This is a genomic window from Acidimicrobiia bacterium, from assembly GCA_036396535.1.
Classification (GTDB): Bacteria; Actinomycetota; Acidimicrobiia; order Spongiisociales; family UBA5794; genus DASWKR01.
On the sequence record DASWKR010000030.1, the window covers coordinates 51,124 to 68,526 of the forward strand.

General features: G+C 69.3%; 15 protein-coding genes. 12 read left to right on the top strand and 3 right to left on the bottom strand.

All coding sequences use genetic code 11. The features are described 5' to 3' along the window. Nucleotides 1-41: 41 nt before the first annotated feature. The 6 genes from VGC47_04980 to kynU all read left to right on the top strand — a co-directional run bounded on the left by VGC47_04980 (nucleotide 42) and on the right by kynU (nucleotide 5,993). The gene (locus VGC47_04980; GenBank protein ID HEX9854648.1) at nucleotides 42-1,160 is read left to right on the top strand and encodes an NAD(P) transhydrogenase subunit alpha; all 1,119 of its coding nucleotides are present in this window, start codon (nucleotides 42-44) and stop codon (nucleotides 1,158-1,160) included. Next, nucleotides 1,157-1,450: an NAD(P) transhydrogenase subunit alpha gene (locus VGC47_04985; GenBank protein HEX9854649.1), complete on the top strand. Its 294-nt coding sequence runs from the start codon at nucleotides 1,157-1,159 to the stop codon at nucleotides 1,448-1,450. Before VGC47_04980 ends, VGC47_04985 begins: the two co-directional genes overlap by 4 nt. Then, the gene (locus VGC47_04990; protein HEX9854650.1) at nucleotides 1,447-2,805 is read left to right on the top strand and encodes an NAD(P)(+) transhydrogenase (Re/Si-specific) subunit beta; all 1,359 of its coding nucleotides are present in this window, start codon (nucleotides 1,447-1,449) and stop codon (nucleotides 2,803-2,805) included. The genes VGC47_04985 and VGC47_04990 overlap by 4 nt, the downstream gene beginning before the upstream one ends. Further along, entirely contained in the window at nucleotides 2,805-3,392 is a 588-nt protein-coding gene (locus VGC47_04995; GenBank protein HEX9854651.1) for a nitroreductase family protein, read from the top strand. Before VGC47_04990 ends, VGC47_04995 begins: the two co-directional genes overlap by 1 nt. 200 nt (nucleotides 3,393-3,592) lie before the next feature. After that, complete coding sequence (locus VGC47_05000; protein HEX9854652.1) at nucleotides 3,593-4,744, top strand: methionine adenosyltransferase; 1,152 nt, start codon at nucleotides 3,593-3,595, stop codon at nucleotides 4,742-4,744. A gap of 10 nt (nucleotides 4,745-4,754) precedes the next feature. Then, nucleotides 4,755-5,993 (top strand): kynureninase, encoded by a 1,239-nt coding sequence (gene kynU, locus VGC47_05005; GenBank protein ID HEX9854653.1) that lies wholly within the window; start codon nucleotides 4,755-4,757, stop codon nucleotides 5,991-5,993. A gap of 6 nt (nucleotides 5,994-5,999) precedes the next feature. Here kynU and VGC47_05010 read toward each other — a convergent pair whose 3' ends face one another. Next, nucleotides 6,000-6,887, bottom strand: a complete 888-nt coding sequence (locus VGC47_05010) for a DNA-3-methyladenine glycosylase 2 family protein (GenBank protein ID HEX9854654.1) — start codon at nucleotides 6,885-6,887, stop codon at nucleotides 6,000-6,002. A gap of 100 nt (nucleotides 6,888-6,987) precedes the next feature. Here VGC47_05010 and VGC47_05015 point away from each other — a divergent pair, with 100 nt between their 5' ends. From VGC47_05015 to VGC47_05030, 4 genes are all read left to right on the top strand, one after another. Further along, nucleotides 6,988-7,734 (top strand): septum formation family protein, encoded by a 747-nt coding sequence (locus tag VGC47_05015; protein ID HEX9854655.1) that lies wholly within the window; start codon nucleotides 6,988-6,990, stop codon nucleotides 7,732-7,734. A gap of 80 nt (nucleotides 7,735-7,814) precedes the next feature. Then, nucleotides 7,815-8,738 carry a hypothetical protein gene (locus VGC47_05020; GenBank protein ID HEX9854656.1) on the top strand — a complete coding sequence of 308 codons (924 nt, stop codon included), beginning with the start codon at nucleotides 7,815-7,817 and terminating at the stop codon, nucleotides 8,736-8,738. Nucleotides 8,739-8,779: 41 nt separating this feature from the next. Beyond that, complete coding sequence (locus VGC47_05025; GenBank protein ID HEX9854657.1) at nucleotides 8,780-11,116, top strand: TPM domain-containing protein; 2,337 nt, start codon at nucleotides 8,780-8,782, stop codon at nucleotides 11,114-11,116. Nucleotides 11,117-11,120: 4 nt separating this feature from the next. Next, entirely contained in the window at nucleotides 11,121-11,903 is a 783-nt protein-coding gene (locus VGC47_05030; GenBank protein ID HEX9854658.1) for an RNA methyltransferase, read from the top strand. Here VGC47_05030 and VGC47_05035 read toward each other — a convergent pair. After that, nucleotides 11,862-12,104, bottom strand: coding sequence for a hypothetical protein (locus VGC47_05035; GenBank protein ID HEX9854659.1), 243 nt, complete (start codon nucleotides 12,102-12,104; stop codon nucleotides 11,862-11,864). The genes VGC47_05030 and VGC47_05035 overlap by 42 nt on opposite strands. Nucleotides 12,105-12,224: 120 nt before the next feature. Between VGC47_05035 and VGC47_05040 the strand changes: the two genes are divergently transcribed. After that, nucleotides 12,225-13,859, top strand: coding sequence for a DEDD exonuclease domain-containing protein (locus VGC47_05040; GenBank protein HEX9854660.1), 1,635 nt, complete (start codon nucleotides 12,225-12,227; stop codon nucleotides 13,857-13,859). Nucleotides 13,860-13,885: 26 nt separating this feature from the next. Next, nucleotides 13,886-15,910 (top strand): AAA family ATPase, encoded by a 2,025-nt coding sequence (locus VGC47_05045; GenBank protein HEX9854661.1) that lies wholly within the window; start codon nucleotides 13,886-13,888, stop codon nucleotides 15,908-15,910. On the opposite strand, the gene VGC47_05050 is transcribed toward VGC47_05045, so the two are convergent. Next, complete coding sequence (locus tag VGC47_05050; protein ID HEX9854662.1) at nucleotides 15,859-17,241, bottom strand: DUF4349 domain-containing protein; 1,383 nt, start codon at nucleotides 17,239-17,241, stop codon at nucleotides 15,859-15,861. The two genes, VGC47_05045 and VGC47_05050, sit on opposite strands and share 52 nt — an antisense overlap. Between the last annotated feature and the right edge of the window lie 162 nt (nucleotides 17,242-17,403).

Genomic DNA, 17,403 nt, shown 5'->3' on the forward strand with positions numbered 1-17,403 from the left:
GACAAAACTCGACGAGACGCGCCTCGGCTAGGTTCTTGGCGATGCGCGTCGGGATCCCCAGAGAGCGGGCCGCCAACGAGCGGCGGGTTGCGATCGTCCCTGCGACTGCGGCCACGCTGCGCGACTGGGGATGGGACGTCGACGTCGAGCGCGCGGCAGGCGTGGCAGCCGGGTTCCCCGACGACGCCTACGAGGCATCCGGAGCGACAATCGTCGACCGGGTCGCCGGCCTCGACGTGCTGGCGTGTGTCGGTCCGCCGGCGACCGAGCTTCTCGACGCAGTCTCCGACGGCGGTATCGTCGTCGGGTTCCTCGAGCCGTACACGAACGAGAATCTCATGCGGTCGATGGGCGAGCGCAGGCTCACCGCGCTGGCCGTCGAGGCGATGCCGCGCACCACGCTCGCCCAATCGATGGACGCTCTTTCATCACAAGCGAACCTCGCCGGCTACGCCGCCGTCCTCGCCGCGGCGCAGGCGTCTCCGAAGCTGTTGCCGATGATGGTGACGGCCGCCGGGACCATCGCTCCGGCACGGGTGTTGATCCTCGGCGTCGGCGTTGCCGGCCTGCAGGCCATCGCGACTGCGAAACGGCTCGGAGCCGTGGTGCACGCCTACGACATCCGGACCGACACCAAGGAGCAGGTCGAGTCGCTCGGAGCCCGTTTCGTCGAAGCGCCGACGGCCGCATCTGACGACGCCGGCTATGCCACCGAGGTCACCGAGGACACCCAGGCAGCCCAGCACGCCGCCCTCGCCCCATTCGTCGCCGATGCGGACATCGTCGTCACCACGGCGCTGATCCCCGGCCGCCCAGCCCCACTGCTCGTCACAGACGACATGATCGAGTCGATGCATCCGGGAGCCGTGATCTTCGACATGGCAGCCGCAACGGGCGGGAACGTCTCGATGACCCGGCCGGATGAGGTGGTCGTCCACAACGGCGTCGCCATCCACGGGCCGACGAGCCTCGTGAGCCTGGTTGCGGCCGACGCCAGCAGGATGTACTCGAGGAACTTGCAGAACCTGCTCGAGCGGATGCGGGCGACAGAGGACGGCCGAGTCGACATCGAGGACGAGATCCTCGGCGGCTGCGCCGTCATGCACGCCGGGGAGGCTCGCAACGATCGAACGAAGGCCCTGCTGGGAGCGCACCCGTGAACCCCTTCATCGCCGGCATCGTGGTGTTCGTTCTCGCCTCGTACGTCGGGCTCGAGATCATCTCGAAGGTTCCGCCGACACTGCACACACCCCTCATGTCGGGCGCCAACGCCATCTCCGGCATCACCATCGTCGGCGCCATCGTCGCCGCAGGCGTAGGGAGCGGCGCCGCTGCCACCATCCTCGGATTCCTCGCCGTCGCAGCCGCCACTATCAACGTCGTCGGCGGCTTCCTCGTGACGGACCGCATGCTCGAGATGTTCAAGAGGCGCCCGGAGCGGCGTCGATGACCGAGCTGCTCTACCTCCTCTCCGCCGTCCTCTTCATCTCGGGCATCAAGCAGCTCTCCTCCCCCCGGTCGGCTCGGCGGGGGAACCAGCTCGCGGCCGTCGGGATGCTCCTGGCGATCGTCGTGACGCTCGTCGACCTCGAGATCGTGTCGTGGGTGCCGATCGTGGCCGGACTCGTCGTCGGCGGCGCCATCGGAGCCTTCCTGGCACTGCGGGTGCAGATGACGGCGATGCCCCAGCTCGTCGCCGCCTTCAACGGGTTCGGCGGGATCGCGTCGGCGCTTGTGGCGCTCGCCGAGCTCGACAGGACGGGCGCCGACTTCGCGACGGAGACGGCCGCCACGGTTGCGCTCTCGATCGTCATCGGAACGGTGACGTTCAGCGGCAGCTTCGTGGCGTACGCCAAGCTGCAAGGGCTCCTGCCCGGGCGCCCGCTCGGATTCCCCGGTGGTCAGCTCCTGAACGCGGCGGTCGCGGTCGGCATCGTCGCCGTCGGCCTGTGGGCGGTGATCGGCGACGCCGCCCCGGCCTACTGGATCCTCGCCGCCCTCGCCTTCGTCATCGGCATACTCGGTGTCATCCCGATCGGGGGCGCCGACATGCCGGTCGTCATCTCGCTCCTCAACTCGCTGTCCGGCGTCGCAGCATCGATGGCGGGCTTCGTCATCGGGAACTCGGCGCTCATCATCGCCGGAGCCCTCGTCGGCGCGGCGGGCTTCATCCTGACAGTACTCATGGGAGAGGCGATGAACCGCTCGCTCGCCAATGTGCTCTTCTCCGGGTTCGGTGGTGTCGTCACTGCGGCGGGTGTGATGTCGGACAAGCCGGTCAAGCGCGCCACCCCCGACGACGTCGCCATCGCACTCGCCTACGCCGAGAGAGTCGTCCTCGTGCCGGGGTACGGGATGGCGGTGGCTCAAGCGCAGCACGCCGCCCGCGATCTCGCCGAGGAGCTGGAGGGCCGCGGCATCGACGTCCGATACGCCATTCACCCGGTCGCCGGGCGCATGCCGGGTCACATGAACGTGCTGCTCGCCGAGGCGGACGTCGACTACGAGCTGCTCCTCGACCTCGAGCAATCGAACCCGCGGTTCCCGCAGACCGATGTCGTGCTGATCGTCGGGGCGAACGACGTCGTCAACTCGTCGGCTCGCGACGACCCTGCGAGCCCGATATACGGGATGCCGATCCTCGACGTCGACAAGGCGAGCACCGTCGTGGTCGTCAAGCGCAGCCTCTCCCCCGGCTTCGCAGGCATCGACAACCCGCTGTTCTACGAGGACAGCACCATGATGCTGTTCGCCGACGGCAAGGAGGGGCTCGAGTCGGTGCTCAGCGCGCTGGCCGACATCTGATGGACTTCTACGAGGCCGTCCGGGTGCGCCGCATGGTGCGCAACTACGCGGAGGCGCCTGTCGACCCGGCGGCCATCGAACGCATCGTCGATGCTGCCAGGCGCTCCCCATCGGCGGGTCACAGCCAGGGATTCTGCTTCGTCGTCGTCACCGACGAGGCGACGAGGCACAGGATCGCAGAGATCGCGGACGAGCCCGAGTACGTCGCGGCGGGCTTCGATCCGTGGATCTCGCGGGCTCCGGTCCACATCGTGATCGGCACGAGCGAGGAGGTGTACCGATCGCGCTACCGAGAGCCGGACAAGAGCGAGGACGGATCGGACATGGACTGGCCCGTGCCGTACTGGTGGGTCGACGCCGGAGGGGCCATGCTCGCCGTCCTCCTGGCGGCGGTCGCCGAGGGCCTCGCGGCCGGGTTCCTCGGCTCCCACACCATGAGCGAGCTCGAGGCGCTGCTCGGGATCCCGGACGACGTTGCGCTGATCGGCATCGTCACCATCGGACACCCTGCGACCGACAGGCGGTCGGGAAGTCTCGCCAGAGGATGGCGGCCGGGCGTCGTCCACCATGAGCGCTGGGGCAGCTAGCGCGGTGACCAGAAACGTTCGCAGCTTCCGGACCATCTCGCTCGGCCAACGTTGCGCCCAGTCGGCCGTCACGTAGAAGTTCACCTCGTCGCCGCCGTGGGGACACTGGATCTCGGTAGCGACGCGGCCCGGCACGAGGGCTTCGCCCACTCGCCTCCCCAACTAGGATCGCCTCGTCCAGCCGATCACCCGAGGACTCGATGAATCTCTTCGTCACCCGACGCGAGCCGTACAACCCTGCGGTCGAGTTCGTCGAGCGCAAGGGCGCCGGTCACCCCGACACGATCTGTGATCACCTCGCCGAGGAGCTGGCCAGGGAGCTGGCACGCAACTACATCGAGCACACCGGGTACGTGCAGCACTTCAACGTCGACAAGGCGGTCCTGGCGGCCGGGTCGGTCGAGGTCGGGTTCGGCGACGGCCACCACACGAAGGCGTCGCGGCTCGTCCTCGTCGGCAAGGCCGACTCGCTCGGGGACTGGGCGCCCGATCCCTCCCGGCTCGCCGTCGAGTGGAAGAGCAAGCTGCTCGAGATCCTCCCGGAAGCCGGCGAGGAAGCATTCGACGTCGAGATCTGGCTCAACCAATCGTCGCCGGACCTGCAGTCGGTCGTGACGGAGAACGCCCACGCCGCCCCACTCGCCAACGACACGTCGTTCGCGGCCGTGTCGACACCTCACTCGGCGCTCGAGGAGACGGTGTATCGCGTCGAGAAGCTCCTGAACAGCCCGACGTACCGACAGGGGGTACCGATCGGGCGCGACATCAAGGTGATGGGGGCCAGGGTCGAATCGGACGTCAGGCTGACCGTCGCCGTGCCGGTGCTGGCGCGCAAGGTGTCGAACAGGGCCGAGTACGACGAGATCCTCGAGACCGTTCGCCGGACCGCCGCCGAGCAGTCGGCCGAGCTGCTCGGGTCGTCCGTCGACGTGCGCGTCAACCAGGCCGACCTCGCCGAGAGCCCGTACCTCACGCTCACGGGCACGTCCGCTGAGGCGGGCGACGACGGCCAAGTGGGCCGCGGCAACCGCTTCGGTGGGCTCATCACCCCATACAGGCCGATGAGCCTCGAGGCGGCAGCAGGCAAGAACCCCGCTGCTCACGTCGGCAAGACGTACCACGCCGTCGCCGCCGACATCGCCGAGCGGCTGATCGCCGAAACCGCCGTCACCGAGACGACGATTCGCTTGCTGTCGTCGATCGGCCATCCCGTGACCGACCCGCAGGCCGCCCACGTCGAGGTGGCCGGTGACGTCGACGACGCCGCCGTCATGACGATCGTCCGGGAGTGCTTCGCCGACTGGAGCGGCGTCCGGGATCGGATCATCGCCGGTCGGTACGAGCTGTACTGAGCCGACGGCGGTGGATCGCGCCGATGCCGCAGGCCTCGACGGCGACGACCCCCTCGCATCGTTTCGCAACGCCTTCGTCATCGCAGACGACGATCTCGTGTATCTCGACGGGAACTCACTCGGCAGGCTGCCGGTCGCCACCCTCGACCGGATCCACGAGACGGTCGCCGACCAATGGGGGGTGGGACTGGTTCGAAGCTGGCACGATTGGATCGCGCTGCCACAGCAGGTGGGCGATGAGCTGGCACCCATCATCGGTGCAGCCCCCGGGGAGGTCCTCATCAGCGATCAGACCTCGCTCAACCTCTTCAAGCTGGCGAGCGCCGCCGTGACGGTCGAGAGGCCCGACATCGTCACGGATTCGACGAACTTCCCTTCGGACATCTACGTGCTCGACTCCGTCGCTCGAGCAGCAGGGGGACGCCTGATCGTCGTCGATTGCGACGACGTCGAGGGACCGTCGATCGACCGCATCGAGCAGCACCTGAGCGAGAGTGTCGGCGTCGTCGCCCTGTCCCACGTCGCCTTCAAGTCGGCGGCCATCGCCGACATGGCGACCATCACGGCCGCGGCGCATCGGGCGGGAGCGCTGGCGCTCTGGGACCTCAGCCACTCTGCCGGCGCCGTCCCGGTCGCCCTCGACGACTGCGAGGCGGACCTCGCCGTGGGGTGCACGTACAAGCACCTCAATGGCGGCCCGGGGGCGCCCGCATTCCTCTATGTCGCCGAGCGCCTCCAGCGGACGCTCCGCCAGCCGATAGCGGGCTGGTGGGGGCACGCAACCATGTTCGAGTTCACGCTCGACTACCGGCCGGCCGCCGACCTGCGGCGCTTCGCTGTGGGAACTCCATCGATCGTCGCGCTGCGTGCCGCGGCGGTCGGCATCGGGCTGACCGCCAAGGCCGGCGTCGAAGCCATCAGGGCGAAGAACACCAGCCTGACGTCGCTCCTCGTCGAGAGGTACGACGCCCGGTTGGCGCGCATCGGCTTCACCCTCGGCTCTCCCCGGGATGCTGCCGCCCGCGGCTCACACGTGAGCCTGCGCCACGGTGAGGCGAGCCGCATCACCCAGGCGCTCATCGAACGGTCGATCGTCCCCGACTTTCGAGCTCCGGACAACATCCGGATCGGAGTCGCCGGCCTGTACACCACCCACGTCGAGGTCTGGGACGCCGTCGAGGCACTGGCGCAGATCGTCGAGCGCCGCGAGTACGAGCGGTTCGCCGCCGACATCTCCGGCGTCACCTAGGCAGGCTCAGATGCCGGCGATGGCGCGGATGGCCGTCCGCGGACCGTACTTGGGCGGCCTGATGCCGGAGCGCTTCACGAGGACGATCACCCGTCGCCGCACGCCGGCGAACGGGGCGAGCAGCTCGAGCATCCGCTCGTCCGTCCCGCGCGGCTCGCCGGCGAGCACCCAGGCCACGTCGTTCGGGAGGTGGTAATCGCCGACCATCACGGCGTCGCGATCTCCCCACGCGATCCCCATCGCCTGGGCAGCGGTCCACGGCCCGATGCCGCGCACTGCCAGCAACCGGCGCCATGCCGCCTCGCGGTCGAGCGACACGATCTCTTCGAGCCGCCTCGCTCTCCTCGCCACCTCGATGAGGATCGAGGCGCGGGATCGCTCGACTCCCAGCGGGTGCAGGTCGGCGTGACTCAGACTTGCGATCACCTCGGCGACGGGAGGCAGCAATGCGCCCGCCGGCCCCGGGGCCGGCTCTCCCCACCTGCGAACGATCCCCCGGTACGCCGCCTTCGCCTCGTGGCCGGTCACCCTCTGGCCGAGGACGGCCGGGAGGAGTGTCTCGAAGACGGTGCCCGTCCTGCCGAGGCGCAGCCCGGCGGCGCGCCTGTTGAGCTGGCGCACGATACCCGTCGGGTCGAACGACTCGACGTCGTCGTCGAGCCCGACGAGCTGAGGCAGCGAATCGAGACGCCACCGTGCTCCCGGTCCCCACGCCTCGGCGGCGAGCCTGCCTCCATCGAGCTCGAGGTGCACCGTCGCAGGCCCCTCCGGCGTGTGTCCCGTGAGCCAGGCCCGGCGTGGCGACGCTCGCGCCGTCCTGGCGGCCTTCATCTCCAGGGCGCGCACGGTCGCCTCGAGGTCGAGTGGGACATCGACCGGCAGCGTCCGCTTCACGACGCCGACGCTAGCCCAGGAAGGGGGCCGTGGCCTACCCGCCTCCTCAAGCCCACTCGTGCCGGAGCCGATGACTGCCCGAGACTTCCGGAGGGGAACCATGACCGACGGCAACGACACCCCGATGAGCAGCAGCGACCTGCTTCGCCAGGCCCGGGACGAGTTCATGGGCAGGACCGCCTCCGATCGAGAGGGCACCGAGACCACCGCCGCCGAGCCGGCGAGGCGGGTTGGCGCCGCCGACCAGGATGCGCCGGCGGAACCACTTACGACGATGGGCCGTAACCCCGCTCCCACTCCGGGCGCGACGGAGAAGCGCCAGACAGACCGGGTACCGGCGCCAAGCACGCTCGGCACTCCGGAGCAGGTTCCCGCCAAGAGTCGCACGGGGATGCGGCTCCTCGCCCGACTCATCGTCCCGGCCGTCATCTTCGGCGGGATATTCATCTACAACACGATCGACGAGACCGAGACCGTCGAGTCGCTCACGGCCGGTGACTGCCTGCTCGAGCCGGAGGCTGAGGAGATCACCACCGTCGAGGCGCGCGGATGCGGCGACTCGCACGCATACGAGGTCTTCTCCGTCGTCACCGACCCGTCACCCACCTCAGCCTCGTATCCCGGCGTCGAGGAGTTGCTCGAGTCGATCATGGTGCAGTGCCTCGACCGCTTCGAGGGATACGTCGGCACGGCGTATGCCGACTCCGTCTACTGGGCGAATGCCATCTATCCGACCGAGGAGTCGTGGCAGGACGGAGACAGGACGGGCACCTGCCTCCTCTTCGAGGCGAACGCCCAGGGCGACGCCGTCATGCGCACCGGAACGCTGCGCAGCGCCGGACGCTGACGCCTCCCCGGACGGGTGCCCCCAACGCCCCACGGCATACTTTCAATCCGACGGCCACCCGACGAACATGACGAGCCGACATGGCTGACCTTCTGATCGTCGGAGCGGGGACCATCGGCATCGCAGCTGCCCAGGCAGCACTCGAAGACCGGGTCGTGCTCGGCGTCAGCGGCGTCGTCGATCCCGATCCGGATGCAAGGGCACGAGGCGCCGCCGCCCTCGAGACCTCGGGCTACGCCAGCACCCTGGAGGTGCCACTCGCCAGGGAGGGCGACAGGGCCCTGCTCGTGTTCTCTTCTCTCGTGGAGGACGTCGCCCCGGAGATCCTCCGGCTCACCTCGGCCGGCTACCACGTCGTGAGCACTTGCGAGGAGCTCGCATGGCCGCCGAGGCACATCTGGGAGGCATTGCACACCTCGGCTAGATCGACGCGGCGGGTCATCATCATGACGGGCGCCAACCCGGGCTTCGTCATGGACCGGTTGGCCCTCCTCACGGCTGCGGCCAGCCGCCGGCTGAAGTCCGTGACGGTGCGCAGAAGGGTCGACTCGGCGACGAGGCGTGACACGTTCCTCCCGAAGACGGGTCACGGTCTCGACAGGGCTGCCTTCGATGCCGCCGTGGGAGCCGGCACCGTCGGACATCGAGGGATCATGGCCTCGGCTCGGCTCCTCGCCCATACGCTCGGGTGGCCCACGAACGATGTCGCCCAGGCGATCGAGCCGCTCCTCGGCGATGACGGCCTGGCGACCGGCTTCCACCAGACGGTCCTGCTCCGAGCCGACCGCAGGACGATCGACATGGAGCTCACCATCGGCTGGGAGCTCCAGGGAGCCGGGGACACGATCATCGTGGAAGGAGAGCCGCCGATCCTCCTCGAGATCCCGGGCGGCTACCTGGGCGACCAGGGCGCCATCGCCCAGATCCTCTCCGCATTGCGCCGATGCGCCGAGCTCGAGCCGAGCTTCTATAGACCCACGGACCTGCCGCTCCGCTTCGGGTGACCCGGGGCGGCCAGGAGCCGCCGGGCCGCTACCGTTCGCCGATGCGTTCCCGAGCCCTCATCGCTCCGGCACTCGGCGCCTTCCTGATCGTCTCGCTCCCGATCGCCGCATTGGCGCAGGACGCTCCGCCGCTCTGCGACGAGTACGAGGGCATCGTCTGCCAAGGCTGGTTCACGGACGACGCCGGCATCGTCGACGACGACCAGCGGATCGAGGACGCCATCGACGCGGTGATCGGGCGGTACGGCAACGAGATCGCGCTCGTCGTCGTCGACGACAGCAGGGGGCGGTCGACGGCGGAGCTCGCCTTCGGCCTCGGGGAGGCTTGGGGCGTCGGCTCGAGCGCCGACGACGGCATCGTCGTCCTCGTCGACCTGTCGGCGCGCCGCACCGAGATGGTGTACGGACCAGGGGTGTCACTCGACGCGGAGCGGATCACCGGCTCGGGCAATAGCTTCTTCGGGACGGGCGACTTCGAAGGAGGGCTCCTGGCGATCGTCGGCGGGCTCCAAGCGGGGCTCGCCGAGTTCCACGAGGGCGGCTCCGGCGCAACGACTACCGAAGGTGGCACGGTACCGCCGCTTCCGGAAGAGGAGCCTTCGAACGACGGACCCTCCAGCGGGACGGTGGCGATAGCTCTCGGCGCCGCCGCACTTCTCGTGGGAGGCGCAGGCGCCGGAATCGTCAGGCACAACAGGAACGAGCGCGTCGAACGACAGCGCCGCGAGATCGTCGACGGTGAGCTCGACAGGCTCGAGCCGGCCGGGCAGGAGCTGCTGCGGCCAGAGGACTACCGGATCCCGTACGCGGGAGGCCCTCCCAGCGCCTCGACGGGCGCCGTCCTCGACGTGCTCGCCTCGATCGACGGCGGAGGGACGTCTTCCGACGTGGTCGCCCTCCGGTCTGCGTGGGCTTCCGGTCTCGTCGGCGTCCTCGACTCCCCGCGCCTGCGGGCCGAGTCGGATACACCGCTCGAGCTGGCCGCCTCCCAGGAGCGGCCCATCCTCGAAGGCGCCGTCCAGCAGGCGTCCGAGGACGCCCTCGACGTGCCCTCGACCCAGGAGGAGCTCTTCGACGTGCGGCGGGCCGAGCTGCGGCGAATCGTCGACGCGCTGCGGCCACACAGGGTGGCGGCGGCCCGCCGTCGGGCCGGCGAAGCGCTGCTCGACCGCGCCGTGGAGACGCCGATCGGCACGGTCGCCCTGACCGACCTGGGTACGCGGTTTCTTCGGGTGGCTCCCGTCCTCCTCGCCGAGGCGTCGATCTCGGACTCCGTCGCCGAGCTGAACGAGGCATATCAGGCCGCCGAGGTGAAGGCAACGAAGCTGGAGACGCTCTACGGCAAGCTGCCTTCGTCGACGACCCGGCCGGCCGTGGCCGCCGCCCTCGCCGACCTCGAGGATGACCCGGAGAGCGCGGCGCGACGCTATGAGGAGGTGCGGCAGCGCCTCGAAGATGAAGGCGAGTCGTTGAAGGCGGACGGTCTCGCGGTACCGGCAATCGCCGCTCTCCTCCTCCTCAACAACGACAGCGAGAACATCGACGAGTTCCTGGCGGCCTACAAGTCCAATCGCAATGGTGGGCACGCGCCCGACGAGGCGGTCGAGCTTGCGCTCGCCGGCCTGACCCGTCCCGAGGACATCGACTTGGCGCGGCGCCAAGCGAAGCGCCTCGGGATCCCGATCTCGATCGCCGTTGCCCTGCTGCGGCGGCGAGACGACGGCCCCGAGGTGTACGAGGCGATCCTCGATGCCCTGGCTCGCGAGGGAGTGACGGGCGACACCCGCAAGACGATCGCCGGCATCCTGACGATCTCGCTCGAGCCGGCCCAAGCGATGCGGCGATGGATCGAGGCCCGCGCCGCACTGGGCGATCTCGGCTTGGAAGGCGCCTACGCCGACATCGCGGCGGCCTTCGGAGCTTCCGATCCGCGTGGGGCGCGCCCGTTCGCCTTGGCGTACGCCGCACAACGCCAAGCCTTGGCGCGCAGCTCGATCGACGACGCCGACCGCTTCGCGCCGGAGCTGGCACACGAGGGAACCCGGCGGCAGACCGACACATGGACGGGACAGCCGATACCGCCGGGGCTCTTCGACTTCGACCCGTTCACCCTCCTCTACTTCCACTGGGTGATCACGAGAGGGCACTCCGGGAGCTTCGGGTGGGAACCGATCTACCGTGACCAGTCCTGGTCGAGCGATCGCCGTTCCTGGTGGGGAGGCACAGGCGGATTCGGGGGCTTCGGTGGAGGCGGTTTCTCGGGCGGTGGCGGCGGAGGGTCGTCCTGGGGCGGCGGTGGCTGGGGGGGCTCGGGGGGCTTCGGTGGCTTCGGCGGGGGCGGGTTCTCCGGTGGTGGTGGCGGCGGGAGCAGCTGGTAGGCGAGTGGCCGATCGCATCACCAGCCCGTCGAACCCCCGCATCAAGTCGCTCGCCCGGCTGGCGAAGCGCTCGGAACGCGACGCCACGGGCCTCTTCCTCATCGAAGGAGAGCGGGCCGTTCTGCGCGCCATCGAAGCAGGCGTCACCATCGAGCAACTCGTCGTCTGCCGCGAGTTGATGCGAGGGCCGGGTGCAGTCCAGCCATCCTTGCCGGCACCCACGATCGACGTGGGTCGCGATGCCTTCGCCAAGCTGGCGTACCGGGCGCATCCGGACGGGATGCTCGCCGTGGCGAGGCAACCGGACGTCGCCATCGAGTCGCTGGCGCTGGGCGACGCTCCGCTCGTGCTCATCGCCGAGGCCCTCGAGAAGCCGGGCAACCTGGGGGCGATCCTGCGGGCGGCGGACGCGGCGGGCGCCGCCGTCGTGGCCGCAGACCCGGCGACCGATCTGTTCAACCCGAACGTCGTTCGAGCCTCCCAGGGAGCCCTCTTCACGGTACCGGTCGCGGTCGCATCCCCTCCGTCGGTCATCACATGGGCGGCCGGCTCCGACATCGATCTGTACGCAGCGTCGCCCGACGCGACCACCCGTCTGTGGGATGTCGACCTGACAGGCGCAACCGGCATCGTCGTCGGGAGCGAGCACCGGGGTCTGAGCCCGGCCTGGGACGGCGTCGCCACCCCGGTGTCGATCCCGATGGCCGGCGACGGCGACAGCCTCAACGCGGCGACCGCGGCCGCGCTACTCCTCTACGAGGCCGTCAGGCAGCGCGTCATCGCCTGACACGACCGAGATCGCATCGTCCCTCTCGCACCATCGGCAAACGACCCGTTCGATGCTCGACGCCAGCGTTTCCTCGTCCTCGAACGCGACGTCTCCACCCAACGTGAAATGGGCGAACCGCCTGCGCCGCACGGCGTCGTACACGTCGAAGCGCGTCCGGTTGCCGCAGGCGTCGCAGCGGTATGCGGGCAGCGAGCTCACAGTGGCGATCGTACCCGTGCCGCCCGAGAAGCCGGCAGACGCACCAGGGCCGAAGGCACGGTCCTTGCTATCGAACATATGTTCGATCTACGATTCCCGGCTGCTTCCCCATGGCGAACGGTGACGATCGGCATCCAGCGCACATTCGACGACCTGGGCGCACCACTCTTCGGCGTCCCGTTCTGTGTGCTCGACCTGGAGACGACGGGGGGATCGCCTGCCGAGTGCGAGATCACCGAGGTCGGCGCCGTGAAATACCGGGCCGGCGAGCTGGTCGGCACCTTCCACTCCCTCGTGGACCCCGGCATGCCGATCCCGCCCACGATCACAGTGCTCACCGGGATCACCCATGCGATGGTCGTCGACGCCCCCAGGATCGCCGAGGTCCTTCCTGCGCTCCTCGAGTTCATCGGCGAGTCCGTGATCGTCGGCCACAACGTCCGGTTCGACGTGTCATTCCTGAACGCCGCCGCAGAGCGACTCGGGTACGGGCGGCTCACCAACCGGACGGCGGATACCCTCGGTCTGGCGAGGCGGCTGGTGGGTGACGAGGTGCGCGGCCTCGGCCTGCAGAGCCTGGCGACGCACTTCCGCTCCCCGGTGCGCCCGGTCCACAGAGCGCTCGAGGATGCCAAGGCGACCGCCCACGTCTTCTTCGAGCTCCTGGAGCGGGCGGGGACTCTCGGGGTCACCCACCTCGAGGACCTGATGCGGCTGCCGACTGCGAGAGGGCGGCCCCACTACGACAAGATCGCCCTCACGGACGGCCTGCCTCGCCTCCCGGGGGTCTACATCTTCCGGGACAAGGACGGCGCCCCCCTGTACGTCGGGAAGGCCAAGAACCTCCGATCCCGGGTTCGGGCATACTTCTACGGCGATCCACGGCGCTCCGTGACCCAGATGCTCCGCAACCTGGCGAAGGTCGAGCATCGCGTCTGCGAGACGGAGCTCGAGGCCGAGGTCGCCGAGCTGCGGCTCATCCACGCCCTGACACCTCGGTACAACCGGCGATCGCGACGCCCCCGGTCGACGTATTGGGTCAAGGTGACCCGCGAGAAATATCCGAGGCTCTCGATGGTGAGGACGCTGCGATCCGACGGACTCGCCCACATCGGCCCCTTCCGTTCGAAGCACACCGCCGAAGCCGTGCTCACGGCGATCTGGGACGCCGTCCCGATCCGCCGTTGCATCGGGAAGTCGGGAAAGCGATCGGCAGCGTGCCAGTTCGGCCAGCTCGGAGTGGCACTGTGCCCGTGCGACGGGAACGTCGCCGACGACGTGTACTCCGAGGTCGTCACGACGGTCGTCGAGGGCCTCACCCGCCGGCCGGACCTCCTGCTCTCTCCGCTGGCGGAGAAGATGCTCGGCTACGCCAGGGGCGAGCGATTCGAAGAAGCGGCCGTCGTCCGGGATCGCCATCGGGCACTGGCGCACGCTCTCGACGCCAGGAGGCGCTGGCAGGCGCTCATGGAAGCGGGCAGGGTGTCTGCGGAAAGCGTCACGGGCGAAGGCGCCCACATCGAGCAGGGCAGGCTCGTGGCCGCCTGGCAGGCCCCCGATCCGCCTCCGCTGTTCACAGTGTCGGCGGACCTGCCGGCGGCCGCCGAGGTCGGCCCGTCCATCGCCGCCGCCGAGGAGGCCGCCCTGATCTGGGGCTGGCTCGACACTGCCGGAGTCCAGATGATCGACTCGACCCGTCCCCTGTCGTTGCCGAGCTCCCGTGTCGCCAGGCTCGGCGACTCCCGAGCGGGGTGAGTGAGGCTCCCGGGTAGCCTGCCCTCATGCGCTTCATCGTCCGTCAGGGCACCGACCCGATCGCACGGGCAGACGCCGCGCTGCTGACCGCCATGGGGCTTCCGGGCGGCGGCATCATCAACTGCGGCAAGAGCCACTGCCTGGTGCGGCCGGGCGACGTTCCATCGACGAACGCCATGACCCTGGGCCCACACACACTCGGCAACTGCGGCCTCGGCCTCGGGGACACGGTCGACGCCAAACGAGCCATGCTGCCGGAGGCGCATCGAGTGACGTTGTCGCGCACGGACACGCAACTCGATGGGCGACACCTCGCCCGCTCTATCCAGGGGATCCCCGTCACCAAGGGCGACACCGTCGTCGTTCGCACCGCCTACGGCGACGACCCGGGAGCGACCGAGGTCGAGCTCGTGGTGGTCGACGTCGAGCCTGACCGGGCGGGGACCGTCGGATCGGCGACCGTGGTCCACCTCGAAGGCGAGGAACCGCCCTCGCGAGCCGAGCTGGCTGACGGACGGCCGCCTGGTGAGACGCCGACGACTGCCGAGGCTCTGCTGGCGGGGCTCGATACCGAGCTCGAGGTCCTCACCGGCTGGATCGCCCTGCTGACGTCCCCGAGCGACCTCCCGGCCGCTTGGGGTCTCCCGAAGGTGGCAGGCGTGCTCCTCGAAGGGCCGAGCGGGGGTGGGAAGTCGGAGCTCGTGGCCGCAGCCGCCGAGCGGGTAGGGACACCCGTTGTCGAGGTCTCGCTCGAACTGGTGTTCAAGCCCGACAAGCTGCTCGAGCGCCTCGAGCAGACCGTGACGGCCACGACGGGCCCGGCCGTGATCTTCCTCGATCGCCTCGACTCCGTCGCAGGTGAGGACGCCATGTTCCGCACCCAGGTGTCCGCCGTGCTCCGGTGGTTCCTCGACGCCGTCGCCGCCAAGCCGAGGGTGGCCACAGTTCTGGCGATCTCGGCCGTTTCGAAGCTCTCACCGGTCATCGCCCAGTCACAGCTCGTACCGAGGACGCTTCTCGTGCCTCCCCCCGATCTGGATCGCCGCAGGCGGCTCTTCACGGCAGCCCTGGCGAGAGTCCCCTCAGGCGAGGTCGACTTCGAACAACTCGCCTCCCGCACCGCCGGATTCTCGGCCGCCGACATCATCGCGTGCGTCGTGCATGCCTCCGCCCTGATCGCCCCGAGCGGCGGGCGTGTGGATCAGGCGCTCCTGGAGCGCGCCATCCAGGACACGACTCCTTCCCTCGGGACGGCCTCACTCGGCGAGATCCCGAGCTACGGATTCGAGCGCGTCGCCAATCTCGACGAGGTGAAGGAGCGGCTCACCGAGTCCGTCATCTGGCAGATGACGGAGCCGGAGCGCTTCGAGCGCCTCGGCATCGAACCGTCACGGGGACTGTTGCTCCACGGCCCGCCCGGAACCGGGAAGACGTTCGTCGTGCGTGCGCTCGCCCACGAATCCGGCGCGGCGTTCTTCACGATCAAGGGCGCCGAGCTCCTCGACAAGTACGTCGGCGAGTCGGAGCGAGCCGTACGCGAGGTGTTCGCCAGAGCGCGCGCCGTCGCTCCCGCCATCCTGTTCTTCGACGAGATCGATGCCCTCGCCCCTGTCAGGGGGAGCTCGACGAACTCCGTCACCGACTCGGTCGTCGCCGCCCTCCTCACAGAGATGGACGGCGTCTCGCAGCGCGGCGACGTGTTCGTGATCGGCGCGACGAACCGCATCGATCTGGTGGACGCCGCCCTGCTCCGACCGGGGCGGCTCGAGACTCATCTCTTCCTCGGGCTCCCGGAAGCCACCGCCCGCAAGGCGTTCTTCGACATCCAGGACGTCCCGTTCGCGGAAGGCGTGGAGGTGGCTCGCCTCGTGGCGGCGTCCGAGGGGCTGTCGTTCGCCGACCTCAGCGGCCTGCTCCGCGAAGCGGCGCTCCAGGCGCTTCGTCGCGACTCGCGGGCGATGTCGGTCACCCCTGCCGATGTGGAGTTCGCGCTCGAGCGCTATGCGGGGGGAGCTGTGACTGTCGCCGGATCGCCACCGTCGGATGGTTGAGGCGTCGCCACGGCGTCGTCACCGGACGTCCCGCCTCCTTCGCGCCCTCGGCGCGCCAGGCGGAGGATCAGCCACGCCAGCGGCACGACCCACACGAACGGGATGACCCAAGCGACTATGACGATGGCCAGGCCGACGATGCTCGCCAGCACGGTCCAACCCGCGCTGATGCCCTCACCGAAACCGGGCAGGCCGCCAGGATCGACCGCGTCGACGGTGATCGACTGGGTATTGGCGACGTCGCGACCTTCCAGGGGCTGACCGTCTTCGTCGAGAGGGGTGGCGGACACCCTCGTCTGGGACCTCATGGTGCGCTCGACCGTGACCTGATGCGCGACGACGAAGCTCTGACCGGGCTCGAGCGGATCGTCCGGATCTCCGAAGACTGGGACGAGATCGCCGAGCTCGACGTCGAGCGCCGTGTCCCGTAGCTCGAAGCCACCCAGTGGGGTGTCACCCCTATTGACGACCTCGAAGCAAAGGGTCGCCTCTTCCCCCTCGTCGACCGTGATCGCGCCGTTGCCCGGGCACGACTCCCCGTCGTCGCCTCCTCCCGGGTAGGCGGTGATCTCGAGTCGGATCGACGGATTGCTGAGCGCCTGGGTGAGCCGGACGACGATGGTCGCCAATGCGACCTGGTCGCGGACGGTGCGGAGCTCTCCCCGCAGCGTCTCGAGCGTGGTCTCACGGGCCAGCAACTCGCTCTCGATCCGGGCGACTGCCTCGATGCCCTGTGCGTCCGCCAGCAGGGCCCTGAGGCGCTCGACGCTCGTCTCGGCCGTGCTGATTCGGCTCTCGAGATCGACGATGCGCTCGGTGACGTCGTCGGCGGTCACTGTCTGGTTGCGAACTTCGCCGAGCGATCCGAGCCTCGCCAGAGTCTCCTGGAAACGCTCGGGATCGACCTTGAACGTGAGGATGCTCTCGGCCTCGGCGCCGCCCGTCGTCTCCTGGCCGAATAGGAAGCCGTCGACGGACTCGATGATGCGAACCGCCTCGAGGCCGGCCGCTGCGACGTCCGAGGTGGCGATGGTGACCGCCGCTCTGTAGATGATGACGCGGCCGACGTCGCGAGGCTGCGATGCGAAGATGATCGACCCGTCCTCGGCCGTTTCCCCGCCGTCGCCGTCCTGGACGGCCCCACCGTCGTCGAGGGCTCCCTCATCACTGGGGGCCTCCTCGCCGCCTCCACTCGGTGCGCTCGTGGTCGCGCTCCCTGCGACTGTGGTCACGGAGGACGAGTCGCCCCCGGAACATCCGGCGAGGAGTGCGATGGGAAGGATGAGCAGGATCCCGATTCGGATGAGGCGGCCGTTCGATGATCTCGTCATGGATCCTCCTGCCATCTCAGCTGGGACGCACGCGGCTGCCGCCGTAGTTCCCGGCCCGCCGGCATCTCGGCCGATGGTCTTGGAGCCGCAGTAGATCCACCCACGCCGGTCCGTCCACGATGCGAGAAGATGGGCGAAAAGGACGCCGACAAGCACGGACGC